Raw genomic sequence first — 15,462 nt, 5'->3', positions numbered from 1 at the left:
TATTGAGTCTGCTTCGTGGCAGACTACAGACAATACAGTACGATCCGTCAATCTGAGGCGCGATATATTAGCCACTAACGAGGGTTAGTGCAATCTGCAAGCCTCAGAAGAGCCGATCAGAGATTAACCCTGACGCTGCTTGTGACGGGGTTCAACTTTGCAGATCACGCGAACGGAACCGTTACGGCGAACGATCTTGCAGTTACGACAGATTTTCTTTACAGAGGCACGAACTTTCATGCTTCACTCCATAGAGTTCCAGAGGGTTTGGCGATCAAAGACCACCAAAGCCACGTAAGTTGGACTTTTTCATCAGGGACTCATACTGATGAGACATCAGATGAGATTGAACCTGAGCCATAAAGTCCATAACCACAACCACGACGATCAGTAGCGATGTTCCACCAAAATAGAAGGGAACATTCCACGCAACTACAAGGAACTGAGGCAACAGGGACACAGCCGTGATGTATAAACCACCAGCTAAGGTCAAGCGGGTCAGAACATTGTCAATATAACGTGCAGACTGATCGCCTGGACGAATACCAGGTATCAATGCGCCAGATTTCTTCAGGTTATCAGCGACATCCCGAGGATTAAACACGAGCGCAGTATAGAAGAAACAGAAGAACAGTATACTAATCGCAAACACCAGAAGATACAACGGCTGACCTGGTGAAAGGGCAAGAGAAATGCTATTCAGCCACTGAAAACTGCCACCGGTTCCACCTTGACCAAACCATTGGCTGATCGAAGCGGGGAAAAGCAGAATACTGGATGCAAAGATTGGTGGAATAACACCAGCCATATTGACCTTCAATGGAAGGTGACTGGTTTGCGCCGCATACATACGACGACCTTGCTGACGCTTTGCATAGTTGATTGTGATACGACGTTGACCACGCTCAACAAACACAACGAAAGCAATCGTTGCCACCGCCAAAACTGCAATTGCCAAAAGTACCAGAATGCTCAGATCGCCTTGACGGGCAGACTCGAAAGTCTGTCCGATTGCGCGAGGCAATCCTGCTACTATACCGGCAAAAATCAGGATGGAGATACCGTTACCAATGCCTTTCTCTGTCACTTGTTCGCCAAGCCACATCATGAAGACAGAGCCGGCGACCAAGGTAGAAACCGCAACAATATAGAAACCAACACCATCGCTGAAGGCGATCTGCTGTTTAGCTAAACCCACTGCCAGACCCAAAGCCTGGAAAGCAGCCAGCACAACAGTACCGTAACGCGTATATTGGGTGATTTTGCGACGACCACCCTCACCTTCTTTCTTGAGCTGCTCCAATTGCGGAACTACCACGGTCAGGAGCTGCATGATAATCGATGCTGAAATATAGGGCATAATACCCAGAGCAAAGATACTCATTCGCTCCAGAGCACCACCTGAGAACATGTTAAACAAGCTCAGAATGGTGCCCTGCTGCTGTTCGAACATGGCTGCAAGGCGATCGGGGTTGATCCCCGGCACTGGGATGTGAGCACCAATTCGGTACACAACAATCGCCATCAATACAAAGCGTAAACGTGCCCAGAGTTCTCCGAGACCGCTTTGTACTCCTGCCGGTAAAGTTCCTTGCTTAGCCATTGAACATTATTCCTCGACTTTACCGCCAGCAGCTTCGATTGCAGCTTTAGCACCAGCAGTGACACGCAGGCCACGGACGGTAACTGCTTTCGTTACTTCGCCAGACAGAATGATTTTCGCACGCTTGATGGCGCCATTGATGATATTGGCTGCACGCAGTGAAGCCAAATCAACAACATCACCCTCTACCGCTGCCAGCTCAGACAGACGAACTTCAGCAGTAGAGATAGCCTGAAGCGAAACAAAGCCGAATTTTGGCAGACGACGCTGAATTGGCATCTGACCGCCTTCAAAGCCTACGCGAATGCCGCCGCCACTACGTGACTTGGCACCTTTGTGACCACGACCTGCTGTTTTACCCAGACCGCTACCGATACCACGACCAACACGCTTAGCGGTTTTCTTGGCACCTTCACCTGGACTCAGGTTGTTCAGGAACATAATCTTCTCCTCACTCGGCCTCAACGCGAACCAGATAGTTCACTTTGTTGATCATGCCGCGAATGGAAGGGGTATCTTGCAGCTCAACGGTATGACCGATGCGACGAAGACCCAGACCAACTACGGTGGCGCGATGCTTTGGTTGCTTACCGAACGGACTGCGAACCAGAGTTACTTTCAATGTTTTAGACATGGTCAATTACCCCAGAATTTCTTCAACGGTTTTGCCACGCTTTGCAGCAATCTCTTCAGGAGATTTAGTCATCTGCAAGCCTTTGAAAGTAGCACGTACAACGTTAACTGGATTGGTAGAGCCGTAGCACTTAGCCAGAACGTTGTGAACACCTGCCATTTCGAGGACAGAACGCATAGCACCACCAGCGATTACACCAGTACCTTCGGATGCAGGCTGCATGTAAACCTTGGAAGCACCGTGGTTGGCTTTAACAGGATACTGGATAGTACCGCCATTAAGTTCAACCTTGATCATATTACGACGCGCAGCTTCCATGGCTTTGGCGATAGCAGCTGGCACTTCACGTGCTTTACCACGGCCAAAACCAACACGACCATTACCGTCGCCTACTACAGTCAAAGCGGTGAAAGCGAAGATACGACCACCTTTCACCACCTTGGCAACGCGGTTGACCTGAACCAGCTTTTCCTGGAGATCACCGTCTTTCTGTTGTTCAACGTTTGCCATCATTGCACCTTAGAATTCCAGTCCACCTTCACGAGCAGCATCAGCCAGAGCTTTAACACGACCGTGGTATTTAAAACCTGCACGATCGAAAGCAACCTTGGTGACACCTGCTTCCAGGGCACGCTTAGCCAGCAAAGTACCTACCTTGCTTGCTGCATCAGCGTTACCGGTCTGGCCACTACGCAGCTCTGTATCCAGAGTGGAAGCTTGTGCCAGCACACGCCCACCACAAGCAGAAAATACTTGTGCGTAGATGTGACGTGGGGTACGGAATACAGTCAGGCGACTCTGACCCAGTTCGCGCATTTTGTAACGACCGCGAGCGGCGCGACGCAAACGGGAAACTTTTTTCTCGTTCATAGAATCCTGCCTTACTTCTTCTTAGCCTCTTTGCGACGAACAACTTCGTCAGCATAACGGACACCCTTGCCTTTGTAGGGTTCCGGCGCACGGAAAGCGCGGATCTCAGCGGCTACTTGGCCAATCTGCTGTTTATCCACACCTTTCAGTACGACAGTCGTCTGAGAAGGACATTCAGCAGTTACACCGGCAGGGAGTTTGTATTCGATAGGATGGGAGAAACCCAGCGTCAGGCTAACAACATCACCTTTTGCCGCTGCACGGTAACCAACACCTACCAGCTCGAGCTTACGCTCAAAACCTTCGGACACACCAACAACCATGTTGTTGAGCAGTGCACGAGTAGTACCAGACAAAGCTTTAGACTGAACACCACCATCGCGAGCCACAACTTGCAGCTGGCCATCGGCCTGTTGAACTTCAACAGCAGCGTGAACGGTCAGACTTAGCTGCCCATTTTTACCTTTAACTGTCAGTTCCTGACCAGCCAGCTTAACTTCTACACCGGCAGGAATGACAACGGGCTTCTTAGCAACACGAGACATCTTCACATCCTCCTTAGAATACTGTGCAGATGACTTCGCCACCCACGCCTGCGGCGCGAGCTGCACGATCGGTCATCACACCTTTGGAGGTGGAAACGATGGCAATACCCAAACCGCCTTCAACCTTTGGCAGGTCGCTGCGGCTCTTGTACTGACGAAGACCTGGACGGCTTACACGCTTGATGCTCTCAATAACGGGCTTGCCTTCGTAATATTTCAGGTCGATGGTCAGGCTGGGCTTAACACCTTCTGCAACGCTGAAGTCAACGATGTAGCCTTCATCTTTAAGGACTTTAGCAACGGCGACTTTCAGTTTGGAAGAAGGCATTGTCACATTGGCATGGTTAGCCATGTGAGCATTGCGAATACGGGTAACCATATCCGCTAAGGTATCTTGCATACTCATTTAGTATTAACTCCTGAAAACTATTGTGCAGCAGGGTTTGGTTCGCAAACCGCTTACCAACTAGCTTTCTTCAAGCCAGGCACATCACCACGCATTGCCGCTTCGCGCAGCATAATACGTGACAGGCCAAACTTGCGATAAACCGCGTGTGGGCGGCCAGTCAGCTGACAACGATTCTGCTGACGGATCGGGCTAGCGTCACGAGGCAGCTTCTGCAGAGCCACCTGGGCTTCCCAACGCGCTTCATCAGAAGAGTTTGGGCTAGCAATAATTGCTTTCAGCTCAGCACGCTTGGCAGCGTACTTAGCAACGGTCGCGGCGCGCTTGGCTTCGCGATTTTTCATGCTTACTTTAGCCATGGTTCTCGTCTCCTTATTTACGGAACGGGAAGTTCAGAGCAGCGAGAAGGGCACGGCCTTCGTCATTGTTCCCGGCGGTGGTAGTAATGGTGATATCCATACCACGGAGTTTGTCTACTTTATCGTATTCAATCTCAGGGAAAATAATCTGCTCTTTGACGCCCATGCTATAGTTGCCACGACCGTCGAAAGACTTGCCGTTTAGACCACGGAAGTCACGGATACGGGGAACTGCGATGTCGATCAGACGATCCAGAAACTCCCACATGCGCTCGCCACGCAGGGTAACTTTACAGCCGATTGGCCAGCCTTCACGGATTTTGAAGCCTGCAACTGACTTACGAGCCAGCGTTACGATTGGCTTCTGACCGCTGATAGCAGTCATGTCCGCAACGGCATTCTCAATCTGCTTTTTGTCACCTACTGCTTCACCAACACCCATGTTCAGGGTGATTTTGGAGATGCGAGGAACCTGCATTGGGTTGTCGTAACCAAACTGCTCAGTCAGTTTGGCGACCACTTCATCTTTGTACAGCTTTTTCAAGCGGGACATGGCCAAACTCCTTAAGCACCAATAATTTCTTGAGTGGACTTGAAGATGCGCACTTTACTGCCGTCTTCAAGAACCTTGAAGCCAACGCGATCGCCTTTACCACTCTGAGGATTAAAAATCGCCACGTTGGAAGCTGCGATAGGCATTTCCTTCTCAACGATACCACCAGGCTGATTCAGCATGGGGTTTGGCTTTTGGTGCTTCTTGGCCATATTAATGCCAGAAACGATGAGGCGGTCATCCTTCAGGACAGCCTGCACTTTACCGCGCTTGCCCTTATCTTTGCCCGCAATAACGATTACTTCATCGTCACGTCTGATTTTACGCATAGTTCTAGTATCCTTTCCTACTACCTTCTCGTGCCTTAGAGCACTTCAGGAGCCAGGGAAATGATTTTCATGAATTTGTCGCCACGCAGCTCACGAGTTACTGGCCCAAAAATACGGGTACCAATAGGCTCCAGCTTGTTATTCAACAGCACAGCGGAATTCACATCGAAACGAATCAGGGAGCCATCCGGACGACGGATGCCTTTCTTGGTACGAACAACAACAGCGTTCATTACCTGACCCTTCTTCACCTTACCGCGCGGAATTGCTTCCTTGACGGTTACTTTTACAATATCGCCGATGCTGGCATAACGGCGATGAGAGCCACCAAGCACTTTGATACATTGCACACGCTTTGCACCGCTGTTATCAGCGACGTCCAGCATACTTTCTGTCTGAATCATGGTCTACTCCACATAGACAAAACAGCACTTATCCCGGCAAGCCACCTTGCCGGGATAAGTACAGAGGAGCAAAAGAGCCGAGAGTTTACACCTTAACGGCGCGCTCTTCAATCTTCACTAGCTTCCAAGTTTTCGTCTTTGAATAAGGACGAGTTTCCTGGATGGTGACCAGATCACCAATCTGGCACTCATTATTTTCATCATGAGCTTTCAGCTTGGTGGAGCGTTTTACGTACTTACCGTAAAGCGGATGCTTAACGCGACGCTCAATCAGGACAGTGATGGTTTTATCCATCTTGTCACTGATCACCCGACCGGTCTCAGCGAGGTTCAGTTTTTCCATCTTAGTTACCAGCCTTCTCGTTCAGCACCGTCTTTACGCGAGCGATGTCACGACGGACATTGCCGAGCAAGTGAGTCTGAGCAAGTTGCCCAGAAGCTTTCTGCATACGTAGGTTGAACTGGTCTTTCAGAAGACCCAGCAGAACCTGCTGCAGCTCAGCTACGGATTGATCACGCAGTTCTGCAGTTTTCATTACATTACCGTCCGCTTAACAAAGGTGGTTTCAACTGGAAGCTTGGCTGCTGCCAGATTGAAAGCTTCCTGAGCCAGAGTCTCAGCTACACCTTCCATCTCGAACAGAACCTTACCAGGCTGAACTTCAGCCACCCAATATTCCACGTTACCTTTACCACTACCCATACGAACCTCAAGAGGCTTCTCGGTAATGGGCTTATCGGGGAATACGCGGATCCAAATTTTACCACCACGTTTTACGTGACGGGTCATTGCACGACGTGCCGCTTCAATCTGACGAGCAGTGATACGGCCGCGCTCTGTCGTCTTCAAACCAAAGTCGCCGAAGCTGACTTTGTTTCCGCGCAGCGCCAAACCGCGGTTACGGCCTTTGTGCATTTTGCGGAATTTTGTACGCTTAGGTTGCAGCATGGGACGTATCCTCTACCTTACTTGCCTTTCTTCTTAGGCGCGTTCTTTTCGGCACGCACTTCGGCGATACCACCCAGAACTTCACCCTTGAAGATCCACACTTTCACACCGATAACACCATAAGTGGTGTGTGCTTCGGCAGTGTTGTAGTCGATGTCGGCACGCAAAGTGTGCAGAGGTACACGACCTTCGCGATACCATTCAGTACGCGCGATCTCAGCACCACCCAAACGACCAGATACCTGAATTTTGATACCCTTAGCACCCAGACGCATTGCGTTCTGCACGGCGCGCTTCATAGCGCGACGGAACATAACACGACGCTCGAGCTGCTGAGCAACTGACTGCGCAGTCAGCTTGGCATCAAGCTCAGGCTTGCGAATTTCTTCGATGTTGATATGGACAGGAACGCCCATCATGCCAGAAATTTCCTGGCGCAGTTTTTCAACATCTTCACCTTTCTTACCAATCACGATACCGGGACGGGCAGTGTAAATGGTGATACGAGCGTTGTTAGCAGGACGCTCAATTTCAATACGGCTAACAGAGGCTGCTTTCAGCTTCTCTTCCAGGAACTTACGAACCTGAAGATCGTTCAGCAACTTCTTGGCATACTCGCCACGACCGGCATACCACACAGAAGTGTGATCTTTGGTGACACCCAGTCGGTAGCCTGTAGGATGTACTTTCTGACCCATGATGGTGTCTCCTTAAAGCTCAGCTACCTTGATGGTGATGTGACAGGTACGCTTCATGATGCGATCAGCACGGCCTTTAGCACGTGGCATAATGCGCTTCATGGTAGGACCCTCATCAACCATGATGGTCGCTACTTTCAGCTCATCAACATCAGCACCTTCATTGTGCTCAGCATTAGCAACAGCAGATTCAAGCACTTTCTTGACGATATGAGCACCTTTTTTGGTGCTGAACGCCAGAATGTTCAGTGCTTCATCAATGCTCTTGCCACGGATCAAATCAGCAACCAGGCGCGCTTTCTGTGCAGAAAGGCGAGCGCCAGTCAGCTTAGCAACAGCTTCCATGGTTATCTCCTTTCTTAACGTTTAGCTTTCTTGTCTGCTGCGTGACCTTTAAAGGTACGAGTCACAGCAAACTCACCCAGTTTATGACCCACCATGTCTTCGGTGACGAACACCGGAACGTGCTGGCGACCATTATGGACTGCAATAGTCAACCCTACGAATTGAGGGAAGATGGTAGAGCGGCGTGACCAGGTTTTGATCGGACGCTTTTCGCCCTTTTCTACTGCAGCCTCTACCTTCTTCAACAAATGAAGGTCGATAAAAGGACCTTTCTTCAGTGAACGCGGCACAGCTGTTTCCTCTTAAATTACTTGGCAGTGCGACGGCGCACGATCATCTTGTTAGTGCGCTTGTTCTTGCGAGTCTTGTAACCCTTGGTTGGCACACCCCAAGGAGTCACAGGGTGACGTCCACCAGAGGTACGACCTTCACCACCACCGTGGGGGTGATCAACAGGGTTCATCGCCACACCACGAACGGTGGGACGAACACCGCGCCAACGAGCAGCACCGGCTTTACCCAGGTCACGCAGGCTGTGTTCAGAGTTGCCTACTTCACCCAGAGTTGCGCGGCAGTCGACGTGCACTTTACGCATTTCGCCAGAACGCAGACGAATAGTCGCGTATTGGCCTTCACGAGCAACCAGCTGTGCAGCAGCACCAGCAGAACGGCCCAGCTGAGCACCTTTACCAGGCTTCAGCTCGATGCAGTGAACTGTGCTACCAACAGGGATGTTACGCAGCTGCAGAGTGTTACCAGCCTTAATAGGCGCATCAACACCAGACTGCACTTTGTCACCCGCTTTTACGCCTTTAGGAGCGATGATGTAACGACGCTCACCATCAGCATATTTCAGCAGAGCCAGGTGAGCAGAACGGTTAGGATCATACTCAAGACGCTCAACTACTGCTGGGATACCGTCTTTGTTGCGCTTAAAGTCAACCAGACGGTAATGACGCTTGTGACCACCACCAACGTGACGAGTTGTGATACGACCGGTGTTGTTACGACCACCGGAGCGGCTCAGCTGCTCAACCAGAGGTGCATAAGGAGCACCTTTGTGCAGATCAGCGTTAACCACTTTCACAACATGGCGACGGCCAGCGGAAGTCGGTTTACATTTTACGATTGCCATGACCAGAATCCCCCTTACTCGGCGCCAACGAAGTCAATATCATTGCCTTCGGCCAGACGCACGTAAGCCTTGCGGATGTTGGCGCGACGACCCAGACCACGCGCGGTGCGCTTGGTCTTGCCTTTAGCATTCAGCACGTTGACCTTTTCAACTTTAACCTTGAAAAGTTCTTCAACAGCTTCCTTGATCTCTACACGGTTAGCATCAGGAGCAACGCGGAAAACTACTTGCTGCGCGCCTTCTGCTACGATCGTTGCCTTCTCGGAGATGTGTGGACCGAGCAGGACTTTGTACATGCGCTCTTGGTTCATCCCAGCAACTCCTCAAACTTTTTCAGAGCAGCAACAGTAACCAGAACTTTCTGGTGACCTACCAGTGACACAGGATCGATACCAGCAACATCACGTACATCAACGTGAGGCAGGTTACGAGCGGCCAAGTACAGGTTCTGCTCTACGTTATCAGACACGACCAGTACGTCGTTGAGACCCAGGTTTTCGAGCTGCGCTACGAATGCCTTGGTTTTAGGGGTTTCAACTTTCAGGTCTTCTACCACTACCAGACGCTCCTGACGAACAAGTTCAGACAGGATGCAGCGAATAGCAGCGCGGTACATTTTTTTGTTTACTTTCTGCTCATAGTTACGAGGACTGTGAGCAAAAGTGACACCACCACTACGCCAAATTGGAGAGTTGGAGGTACCTGAACGGGCACGACCAGTACCCTTCTGGCGCCATGGCTTAATGCCACCGCCACTTACTTCAGAGCGAGAAAGGCTAGCTTTGCTACCTTGGCGCGCACCAGCCAAAAAGGCTGTTACTACCTGGTGTACCAATGCTTCGTTGAAATCTTTTCCGAAAGTCAGTTCGGATACTTCAACCGTACCTTGAGCTCCGGCAATAGTCAGATTCATTGCGTTAGCCCCCTTTAGGCGCGTGCTTTAACAGCTGGTTGAATGATCAGGTCACCGCCAGTGGCACCAGGAACCGCACCTTTGACGAGAAGCAGATTGCGCTCAGCGTCAATACGAACGATTTCCAGAGACTGAACAGTTACACGCTCAGCACCCATATGACCGGCCATTTTCTTACCTTTGAAAACGCGGCCTGGGGTCTGGCACTGACCGATAGAACCAGGTGCACGGTGAGAGACAGAGTTACCGTGGGTAGCGTCTTGGCTCAGGAAGTTGTGGCGCTTAATACCACCTTGAAATCCTTTACCTTTTGACTGACCAACGACATCAATCTTCTGACCAGCTTCGAACTGCTCAACGGTAAGTTGATCACCTACGTTGAAAGTCTGACCTTCAGGAAGACGGAATTCCCACAGACCACGACCCGCTTCAACACCTGCCTTCGCAAAGTGACCAGCCAGCGGCTTGCTGACCAGTGAAGCACGACGTGAACCAGTAGTTACCTGGATAGCTGAGTAGCCGTCTACATCAACGGTTTTCAGCTGGGTAATACGGTTGGGTTCCACTTCGATAACAGTGACAGGTACGGAAGCACCATCTTCGGTGAAAATACGGGTCATACCCGCTTTTCTTCCGATAACACCAATTGTCATTTCAGTAATACCTCTAATGTGTACGGGGCTCTTCACCCTCTATGGCTGCTCTGTCGAGCATTCCACGGCGCAGCGCGTCCGTAGCAAAGCAGTCTGGATTAACCCAGGCTGATCTGTACGTCCACACCTGCAGCCAGGTCCAGCTTCATCAGTGCATCAACTGTTTTTTCAGTTGGGTCAACGATGTCGAGGACACGTTTGAAAGTACGAATTTCGTACTGATCGCGAGCGTCTTTGTTCACGTGCGGAGAAATCAGCACAGTGAAACGCTCTTTACGGGTAGGAAGCGGAATAGGACCACGCACCTGAGCACCGGTCCGCTTAGCAGTCTCAACGATCTCCTGAGCGGAAGAGTCAATCAGGCGATGATCAAACGCTTTCAACCGAATGCGAATTTTCTGGTTTTGCATGTTGATCACAGCTCCAAGTCGAACGGCATTGCCGAATCCCTTCAAAAAAAGGGTACGCGATTATACGCCACACCCACAGCATACGCAAGACGAGAACAGCCCGGCATGCATAGACGCCGAGCTCATCACAACCTGGAGCCGAATTTTTAAGGAAACGAACAAAAACAAGGCCGCCAATACTGACAGCCCAAGAATACAGGGCCGCAATTATCCAGATAACTTCGGCCGTGGTCAAATAATATCCAAAGTTTTTGCAGCTCTTCTGATAACAAAAACCGGAGCAAAGGCTCCGGTTTTTCTAAGTCACTGTTTAACTTCAGTTTGTGATGCCAACACCACGTAAAATAAACTCAATCAGCTGTTCTGTCAGGGTCTCATAGCTGGTGTCATCAAGCTCTTCGGCCCCCATGATCGCGCTGACCTGAGTATTAAAATCAGCATAATGCTGGGTTAGTGCCCACAGATAGATAATCAACTGTACAGGATCCACGGGGCGAATCTTGCCCTGTTCAACCCATGAGTGAATAACACGCGCCCGCGACTGCACCCATTCAAACTGCTGCTGACCGAGATAAGCCTTAAGAATAGGCGCGCCACGCAGCACTTCAGAAGCAAAGATTTTGGACAGCTCAGGCTTTTCACGCGAAAACTGCATTTTGGCGCGAATATAGCGTACCAGCACCTCTTTGGGTTCATCTTCGGCAGTAATATCTTCAAGGGTCAGGTTCCACTGATTCATGATGGTTCCCAGAACCTCTTGATACAGCTCTTCCTTACTTCCGAAATAATAATGAACCTGCGCCTTGGCTAGACCCGCTCGGTCTGCGATGGCACTGGTACTGGTTCCTTTAAAACCATTGCAGGCGAATTCCTGTTCCGCCGCTGCAAGTATCGCGGCACGGCGCTTGATGCGGATACGACCCATCTTCGCCGGTGCAGCCTTTACAGGCGTGTTCATGTCAACTCCTTGGATCTACGCCAAAACAAAGCGGCATAGTATAACGCGAAATGTACTCGCGTACTATTACGCGGACACAGTTCAATAATCTGCCGTTGGCGCAAAATGAATGATGCAGTAGGCAAGCACCACCGCAATGATCACGGTGACAATAATGGCTGGCGATTTTCTCAACGAAGGCGCAGCCACATGAGCCAAACGCTTTTTTCCGCTTATCATGGCTTCAATCAGGCGCTCACCGGTGAACTGATGCCAAAGCACCGCAGCAATATGTATTCCCGCCAGCCAGAGCAGTCCATTAAAGGCAATATGGTGGATTCGGGTGAGAAGATCGCTGGTATCCTTATCAACCCAACCCGCCAATGGACCGGTAAAGAACACATCATCGTTACCCATCATGCCTGTCATTACCTGCAGACTCAGCACAAGCAGTAAGACCAGTACCATCCAGCCACCTGCTGGATTATGCCCCACCGTTTGTTCCGCATGAGTCTTACGTTGTACCAGTGACTTGAGAAAGTTCACCACTTTAGAGGGAGATGTGATCAATACACTGAGCTTGGCCGTTGAACTCCCCCAAATTCCCCAACCCCAGCGAAACAACAGCAGACCAAACATTAAATAACCACAGCGCTCATGCCAGAGCATCATTCCCTGCTCGGCGGTATACCAAAGACCTGCGAAGTCCAGCACCAATAGCCAGTGAAATAACCTGACTCCCCAGTCCCAAACGGTAATGCGCTGCCGCTGCTGCTCCATTCCATGCTCCTTTCACATAATCCTGATTTAATAGTCGTTTCCCCGGCTGCTATGATGGTGCAGCTATCACGGAATTAGGTATGTCATGTCTTCTTTATTGCATTATCAACGCCAGGGTCATGGTCAACCATTGGTCATTCTGCATGGTCTCTTTGGCTCGCTCGACAACTGGAACAGCATTACCCGTCAGCTGGCTGAACACTATGATGTGATCAGCGTCGATCTTCGCAATCACGGTCGCTCATTTCATGCAGAGCCTCATGACTATTCCAGCATGAGCAGCGATGTTCTGGCTTTACTGGATGCCTTGCAGCTGGAATCCATTCTTCTCATGGGCCATAGCATGGGCGGCAAGGCAGCGATGCAGCTTGCCATGCAGCATTCCGAACGCATTGCGCGCCTGATTGTGGTCGACATCGCGCCTGTGGATTACCCACGTCATCACGACGATGTATTCTCCGGCCTGAACAGTCTCAATCTCTCTGAACTTAAGAGCAGGAGCGCGGCTGATAAAGCACTTACTCCCTTCATTGACGACATGAGTGTGCGCCAGTTCCTGCTTCGCAGCCTCTATAAAAACGATGAGGGCAAGTTCGCCTGGCGTTTCAACCTTCAACAGCTTGAGAGTGATTACCGCTTCATCAGCAAAGCACCTGAAGGTGAGAACTATGCAGGCCCGGCGCTATTCATTAAGGGAGCCAACTCACATTACCTGAAGCAAGAGTACGCCTCGGCAGTTACCCGCCGCTTCCCTGATGCAAGCTATAAGATTATTCAGGATACCGGACACTGGCCCCATGCTGAAAAGCCAGAGCTGTTTCTGAGTGTAGTAGAGAGATTTCTTGCGATGACAAGCGAGCAGAAATGACCGAACAGAGACCGTGATCAGCTGCCCTCAAGCGGAAACATTGACGAAGCCACCAGGTGGATAGAGACGGGTGTAAATCCCCATCTCAACCATTTTACGATTGGCCTCACGCAGCTGAGACTCAACCTGCTCACGCTGATAATCCGAAGGCGAGCGAATCGCGCCGGAGTCAGAAGCTGAGGACTCTGTACTGGCCAAACTCGCTGTCGTGATAGAAAACGCTTCAGTACGCGGGCTCGGATTAGCAGAAACCGAAGAGCCTGCAGCGGCAGTAGCACTATAGGCCTTTGCCGACGCAGAAGTCGCAGCTGAAATGACCGAGCCCTGAGTGTCCACAGGCGATGAGTTATCACCCGCATTACTGGCGACAAGTCGCTCCTGAGTCTGCTCCAGCGAGCGCACTTCATCAGACATAGCAGCCTTGCTGCTGGCATCACTTTCACGGGTTGTTTTGGACTGATCCCGGGCAAGCTCTGCCTGCGCTTCAGCCATCATGCGCTGAGCTTCCATCGCCACCTTGTTATCCTGCGAAGAAGGCTCCGAAGGAGCCCGTGCAGCCTTCAGAATTGCCTGCGCTTTCTCAATCGTTTCCTGTGGATCATTGGGAATGGGCGAGGTATCCACGGAAACCTCCCCGCTTGTGGCATAAAGCCGGCCATCGGGGCCGCGGGTATATTCAAACTGTGGAGAGCCGCCATATTTTCCGGCAGCGCTCGCGTGAGCCTGCTCGTGGGCACGAACTTCCTGATCACGCTTCTTGAGATCTTCAACGGATTGCTCTTCGCCAGAGCTCACCAGTTTGGATTCTGCGTCAGAGTCTGCTGATGCCTGACTGGCGGAAGAGGATGATGAAGAAGAGTTACGCGCCTGATTACGCTCGGAGGATCGAATCTGACCTTCCTGGTCACGCATAAACGCTGAGGAATTACCGGAGGTATCCTGCCGGCCATTATTGGCAGGATTTTCGTTTTCGTTGGTCGCACGAACCTGCTGACTGACAGAGACGTCAGTCAAACTCGCGGCAGCCGGTGTTGCCGCTGTCTGGGTCGTGTAGGGCTGATAGCTCAGCCCGTTAGTGATTAACACCCCATGCCTCCAGGAGTATCACACCCGTATGTCGAGCAACGTTCCCAACATACTGTCTGCAACATCCATGACTCTCGCGCTGGCCTGCACCTGGATCTTTCCTTGTGGCAAGCCGAGCAGCCCATCCTGGACATCACCCTCGGGAGTCGTGGATGCAGATGCGATCGACTGAGCGGACTGATCCAGCTGGGAAAACCCACGTTGCATTCCGACCATGCCGGAATCAAATGAACTACCTATCTGCATAAGCCACCTCCATTGGTTAATTTTTATCCAACAAAGGAAGAAAGTAAAGGCGCCAGTGAGAGGTAGGCCGATGCCGTTTCCGGATCAGCTGAAGCCAGAAATGGTACTTCTCCAAGACAAGGCTCTGGCAGCAGCGTATGCAACGTACGAAGATTCTCCTGCTGATAAGGCATCTCTTTATCGACCGTGTTCGCCACCCAACCGGCAATCGTGACTCCCGCCGAGAGTAGTGCCTCCCGCGTAAGGCGCGCATGGTTAAGACAACCGAGCTTGACTCCAATGACCAGAATCACAGGCCACTTTTTACTGATAACCCATTGAGAAAGAGACTCGCCCTGATCATTCAGGGGCAGAAACCAGCCACCAGCCCCCTCGATCAGTCGAAAGTCAGCCTCATGGATCAGCGACGATGATAATGCCTCGCTAACGCCCGCAAGACTTAATGTCAGACCCGCTTCAACCGCCGCAATGTGCGGGGCAATCGCAGGCTTAAAGCACACGGGGTTGTGAAGCTCATAGGCAAGGACAGGATCGCTCTGCCGCTGCAATGCCAGCGCATCGCTATTACGCAGCCCTGACTCTGTTTCCACAGAGCCAGAGGCAATCGGTTTGATGCCCAGGGTACTTAGTCCTTGCTGACGAGCCATGAAGAGCAGCGTTTGCCCGATCAGTGTCTTGCCGGCATCCGTATCGGTACCTGTAACAAAAAAGGTCGCCATCCGGAGCACCTCCTGTAAAA

At 51.1% G+C, this 15,462-nt stretch carries 29 protein-coding genes; 1 reads left to right on the top strand and 28 read right to left on the bottom strand.

Going from position 1 to position 15,462, the window contains the following annotated elements:
- Positions 1 to 123: 123 nt before the first annotated feature.
- The 25 genes from rpmJ to ACKC9G_RS07515 form a co-directional block, all read right to left on the bottom strand.
- A complete protein-coding gene (gene rpmJ, locus ACKC9G_RS07635) occupies positions 124 to 240 on the bottom strand; it encodes a 50S ribosomal protein L36 (RefSeq protein WP_007021200.1) in 117 nt (38 codons plus the stop codon).
- Between the two features lie 34 nt (positions 241 to 274).
- Complete coding sequence (secY, locus tag ACKC9G_RS07630) at positions 275 to 1,603, bottom strand: preprotein translocase subunit SecY (RefSeq protein WP_411404346.1); 1,329 nt, start codon at positions 1,601 to 1,603, stop codon at positions 275 to 277.
- A gap of 6 nt (positions 1,604 to 1,609) precedes the next feature.
- A complete protein-coding gene (gene rplO / locus ACKC9G_RS07625) occupies positions 1,610 to 2,044 on the bottom strand; it encodes a 50S ribosomal protein L15 (protein ID WP_411404345.1) in 435 nt (144 codons plus the stop codon).
- A 10-nt stretch (positions 2,045 to 2,054) separates the two neighbouring features.
- Positions 2,055 to 2,237, bottom strand: a complete 183-nt coding sequence (gene rpmD / locus ACKC9G_RS07620) for a 50S ribosomal protein L30 (RefSeq protein WP_104156795.1) — start codon at positions 2,235 to 2,237, stop codon at positions 2,055 to 2,057.
- Positions 2,238 to 2,243: 6 nt separating this feature from the next.
- Positions 2,244 to 2,747, bottom strand: a complete 504-nt coding sequence (gene rpsE, locus ACKC9G_RS07615; protein WP_411404344.1) for a 30S ribosomal protein S5 — start codon at positions 2,745 to 2,747, stop codon at positions 2,244 to 2,246.
- A 9-nt stretch (positions 2,748 to 2,756) separates the two neighbouring features.
- Positions 2,757 to 3,107, bottom strand: coding sequence for a 50S ribosomal protein L18 (rplR, locus tag ACKC9G_RS07610; protein ID WP_411404343.1), 351 nt, complete (start codon positions 3,105 to 3,107; stop codon positions 2,757 to 2,759).
- A gap of 11 nt (positions 3,108 to 3,118) precedes the next feature.
- Positions 3,119 to 3,652, bottom strand: coding sequence for a 50S ribosomal protein L6 (gene rplF / locus ACKC9G_RS07605; protein ID WP_411404342.1), 534 nt, complete (start codon positions 3,650 to 3,652; stop codon positions 3,119 to 3,121).
- A 13-nt stretch (positions 3,653 to 3,665) separates the two neighbouring features.
- Positions 3,666 to 4,058: a 30S ribosomal protein S8 gene (gene rpsH, locus ACKC9G_RS07600; RefSeq protein WP_411404341.1), complete on the bottom strand. Its 393-nt coding sequence runs from the start codon at positions 4,056 to 4,058 to the stop codon at positions 3,666 to 3,668.
- A gap of 53 nt (positions 4,059 to 4,111) precedes the next feature.
- Complete coding sequence (gene rpsN, locus ACKC9G_RS07595) at positions 4,112 to 4,417, bottom strand: 30S ribosomal protein S14 (RefSeq protein WP_411404340.1); 306 nt, start codon at positions 4,415 to 4,417, stop codon at positions 4,112 to 4,114.
- Positions 4,418 to 4,430: 13 nt separating this feature from the next.
- The gene (rplE, locus tag ACKC9G_RS07590) at positions 4,431 to 4,970 is read right to left on the bottom strand and encodes a 50S ribosomal protein L5 (protein WP_411404339.1); all 540 of its coding nucleotides are present in this window, start codon (positions 4,968 to 4,970) and stop codon (positions 4,431 to 4,433) included.
- 11 nt (positions 4,971 to 4,981) lie between these two features.
- Complete coding sequence (gene rplX, locus ACKC9G_RS07585) at positions 4,982 to 5,299, bottom strand: 50S ribosomal protein L24 (RefSeq protein ID WP_411404338.1); 318 nt, start codon at positions 5,297 to 5,299, stop codon at positions 4,982 to 4,984.
- A gap of 35 nt (positions 5,300 to 5,334) precedes the next feature.
- Positions 5,335 to 5,703 carry a 50S ribosomal protein L14 gene (rplN, locus tag ACKC9G_RS07580; RefSeq protein ID WP_411404337.1) on the bottom strand — a complete coding sequence of 123 codons (369 nt, stop codon included), beginning with the start codon at positions 5,701 to 5,703 and terminating at the stop codon, positions 5,335 to 5,337.
- A gap of 85 nt (positions 5,704 to 5,788) precedes the next feature.
- Positions 5,789 to 6,046: a 30S ribosomal protein S17 gene (rpsQ, locus tag ACKC9G_RS07575; RefSeq protein WP_411404336.1), complete on the bottom strand. Its 258-nt coding sequence runs from the start codon at positions 6,044 to 6,046 to the stop codon at positions 5,789 to 5,791.
- A gap of 1 nt (position 6,047) precedes the next feature.
- On the bottom strand, positions 6,048 to 6,239 hold the full coding sequence (gene rpmC, locus ACKC9G_RS07570; protein ID WP_411404335.1) for a 50S ribosomal protein L29: 192 nt from the start codon (positions 6,237 to 6,239) through the stop codon (positions 6,048 to 6,050).
- Entirely contained in the window at positions 6,239 to 6,652 is a 414-nt protein-coding gene (gene rplP / locus ACKC9G_RS07565) for a 50S ribosomal protein L16 (protein ID WP_411404334.1), read from the bottom strand. The genes rpmC and rplP overlap by 1 nt, the downstream gene beginning before the upstream one ends.
- Before the next feature lie 17 nt (positions 6,653 to 6,669).
- Positions 6,670 to 7,350 carry a 30S ribosomal protein S3 gene (rpsC, locus tag ACKC9G_RS07560; protein ID WP_411404333.1) on the bottom strand — a complete coding sequence of 227 codons (681 nt, stop codon included), beginning with the start codon at positions 7,348 to 7,350 and terminating at the stop codon, positions 6,670 to 6,672.
- A 12-nt stretch (positions 7,351 to 7,362) separates the two neighbouring features.
- The gene (rplV, locus tag ACKC9G_RS07555) at positions 7,363 to 7,695 is read right to left on the bottom strand and encodes a 50S ribosomal protein L22 (RefSeq protein WP_411404332.1); all 333 of its coding nucleotides are present in this window, start codon (positions 7,693 to 7,695) and stop codon (positions 7,363 to 7,365) included.
- A gap of 14 nt (positions 7,696 to 7,709) precedes the next feature.
- Positions 7,710 to 7,985 carry a 30S ribosomal protein S19 gene (rpsS, locus tag ACKC9G_RS07550; protein WP_411404331.1) on the bottom strand — a complete coding sequence of 92 codons (276 nt, stop codon included), beginning with the start codon at positions 7,983 to 7,985 and terminating at the stop codon, positions 7,710 to 7,712.
- A gap of 17 nt (positions 7,986 to 8,002) precedes the next feature.
- Positions 8,003 to 8,830, bottom strand: a complete 828-nt coding sequence (gene rplB, locus ACKC9G_RS07545; protein ID WP_411404330.1) for a 50S ribosomal protein L2 — start codon at positions 8,828 to 8,830, stop codon at positions 8,003 to 8,005.
- 14 nt (positions 8,831 to 8,844) lie between these two features.
- Positions 8,845 to 9,141 (bottom strand): 50S ribosomal protein L23, encoded by a 297-nt coding sequence (rplW, locus tag ACKC9G_RS07540; RefSeq protein WP_411404329.1) that lies wholly within the window; start codon positions 9,139 to 9,141, stop codon positions 8,845 to 8,847.
- Complete coding sequence (rplD, locus tag ACKC9G_RS07535; RefSeq protein ID WP_411404328.1) at positions 9,138 to 9,743, bottom strand: 50S ribosomal protein L4; 606 nt, start codon at positions 9,741 to 9,743, stop codon at positions 9,138 to 9,140. Before rplD ends, rplW begins: the two co-directional genes overlap by 4 nt.
- Positions 9,744 to 9,757: 14 nt before the next feature.
- A complete protein-coding gene (rplC, locus tag ACKC9G_RS07530; RefSeq protein WP_411404327.1) occupies positions 9,758 to 10,396 on the bottom strand; it encodes a 50S ribosomal protein L3 in 639 nt (212 codons plus the stop codon).
- A gap of 98 nt (positions 10,397 to 10,494) precedes the next feature.
- The gene (gene rpsJ, locus ACKC9G_RS07525; RefSeq protein WP_104156903.1) at positions 10,495 to 10,806 is read right to left on the bottom strand and encodes a 30S ribosomal protein S10; all 312 of its coding nucleotides are present in this window, start codon (positions 10,804 to 10,806) and stop codon (positions 10,495 to 10,497) included.
- Between the two features lie 316 nt (positions 10,807 to 11,122).
- A complete protein-coding gene (locus ACKC9G_RS07520; protein WP_411404326.1) occupies positions 11,123 to 11,764 on the bottom strand; it encodes a TetR/AcrR family transcriptional regulator in 642 nt (213 codons plus the stop codon).
- Between the two features lie 81 nt (positions 11,765 to 11,845).
- On the bottom strand, positions 11,846 to 12,523 hold the full coding sequence (locus ACKC9G_RS07515) for a cytochrome b/b6 domain-containing protein (protein WP_411404325.1): 678 nt from the start codon (positions 12,521 to 12,523) through the stop codon (positions 11,846 to 11,848).
- Between the two features lie 85 nt (positions 12,524 to 12,608).
- On the opposite strand from ACKC9G_RS07515, the gene ACKC9G_RS07510 reads away from it, so the two are divergent.
- On the top strand, positions 12,609 to 13,391 hold the full coding sequence (locus tag ACKC9G_RS07510; protein ID WP_411404324.1) for an alpha/beta fold hydrolase: 783 nt from the start codon (positions 12,609 to 12,611) through the stop codon (positions 13,389 to 13,391).
- A 27-nt stretch (positions 13,392 to 13,418) separates the two neighbouring features.
- Here the strand turns inward: ACKC9G_RS07510 and ACKC9G_RS07505 are convergent, their stop codons facing one another.
- From ACKC9G_RS07505 to bioD, 3 genes are read right to left on the bottom strand one after another with little or no spacing between them, the layout of a single operon-like run.
- Positions 13,419 to 14,477 carry a putative metalloprotease CJM1_0395 family protein gene (locus tag ACKC9G_RS07505; protein WP_411404323.1) on the bottom strand — a complete coding sequence of 353 codons (1,059 nt, stop codon included), beginning with the start codon at positions 14,475 to 14,477 and terminating at the stop codon, positions 13,419 to 13,421.
- Positions 14,478 to 14,495: 18 nt separating this feature from the next.
- The gene (locus ACKC9G_RS07500) at positions 14,496 to 14,723 is read right to left on the bottom strand and encodes a hypothetical protein (RefSeq protein WP_411404322.1); all 228 of its coding nucleotides are present in this window, start codon (positions 14,721 to 14,723) and stop codon (positions 14,496 to 14,498) included.
- Between the two features lie 23 nt (positions 14,724 to 14,746).
- The gene (gene bioD, locus ACKC9G_RS07495; RefSeq protein ID WP_411404321.1) at positions 14,747 to 15,442 is read right to left on the bottom strand and encodes a dethiobiotin synthase; all 696 of its coding nucleotides are present in this window, start codon (positions 15,440 to 15,442) and stop codon (positions 14,747 to 14,749) included.
- Between the last annotated feature and the right edge of the window lie 20 nt (positions 15,443 to 15,462).

The organism is Pokkaliibacter sp. CJK22405, assembly GCF_046614695.1.
Lineage (GTDB): Bacteria > Pseudomonadota > Gammaproteobacteria > Pseudomonadales > Balneatricaceae > Pokkaliibacter.
The sequence above is the reverse complement of the archived record's forward strand: the minus strand, read 5'-3'. Positions and strand labels throughout refer to the sequence as shown.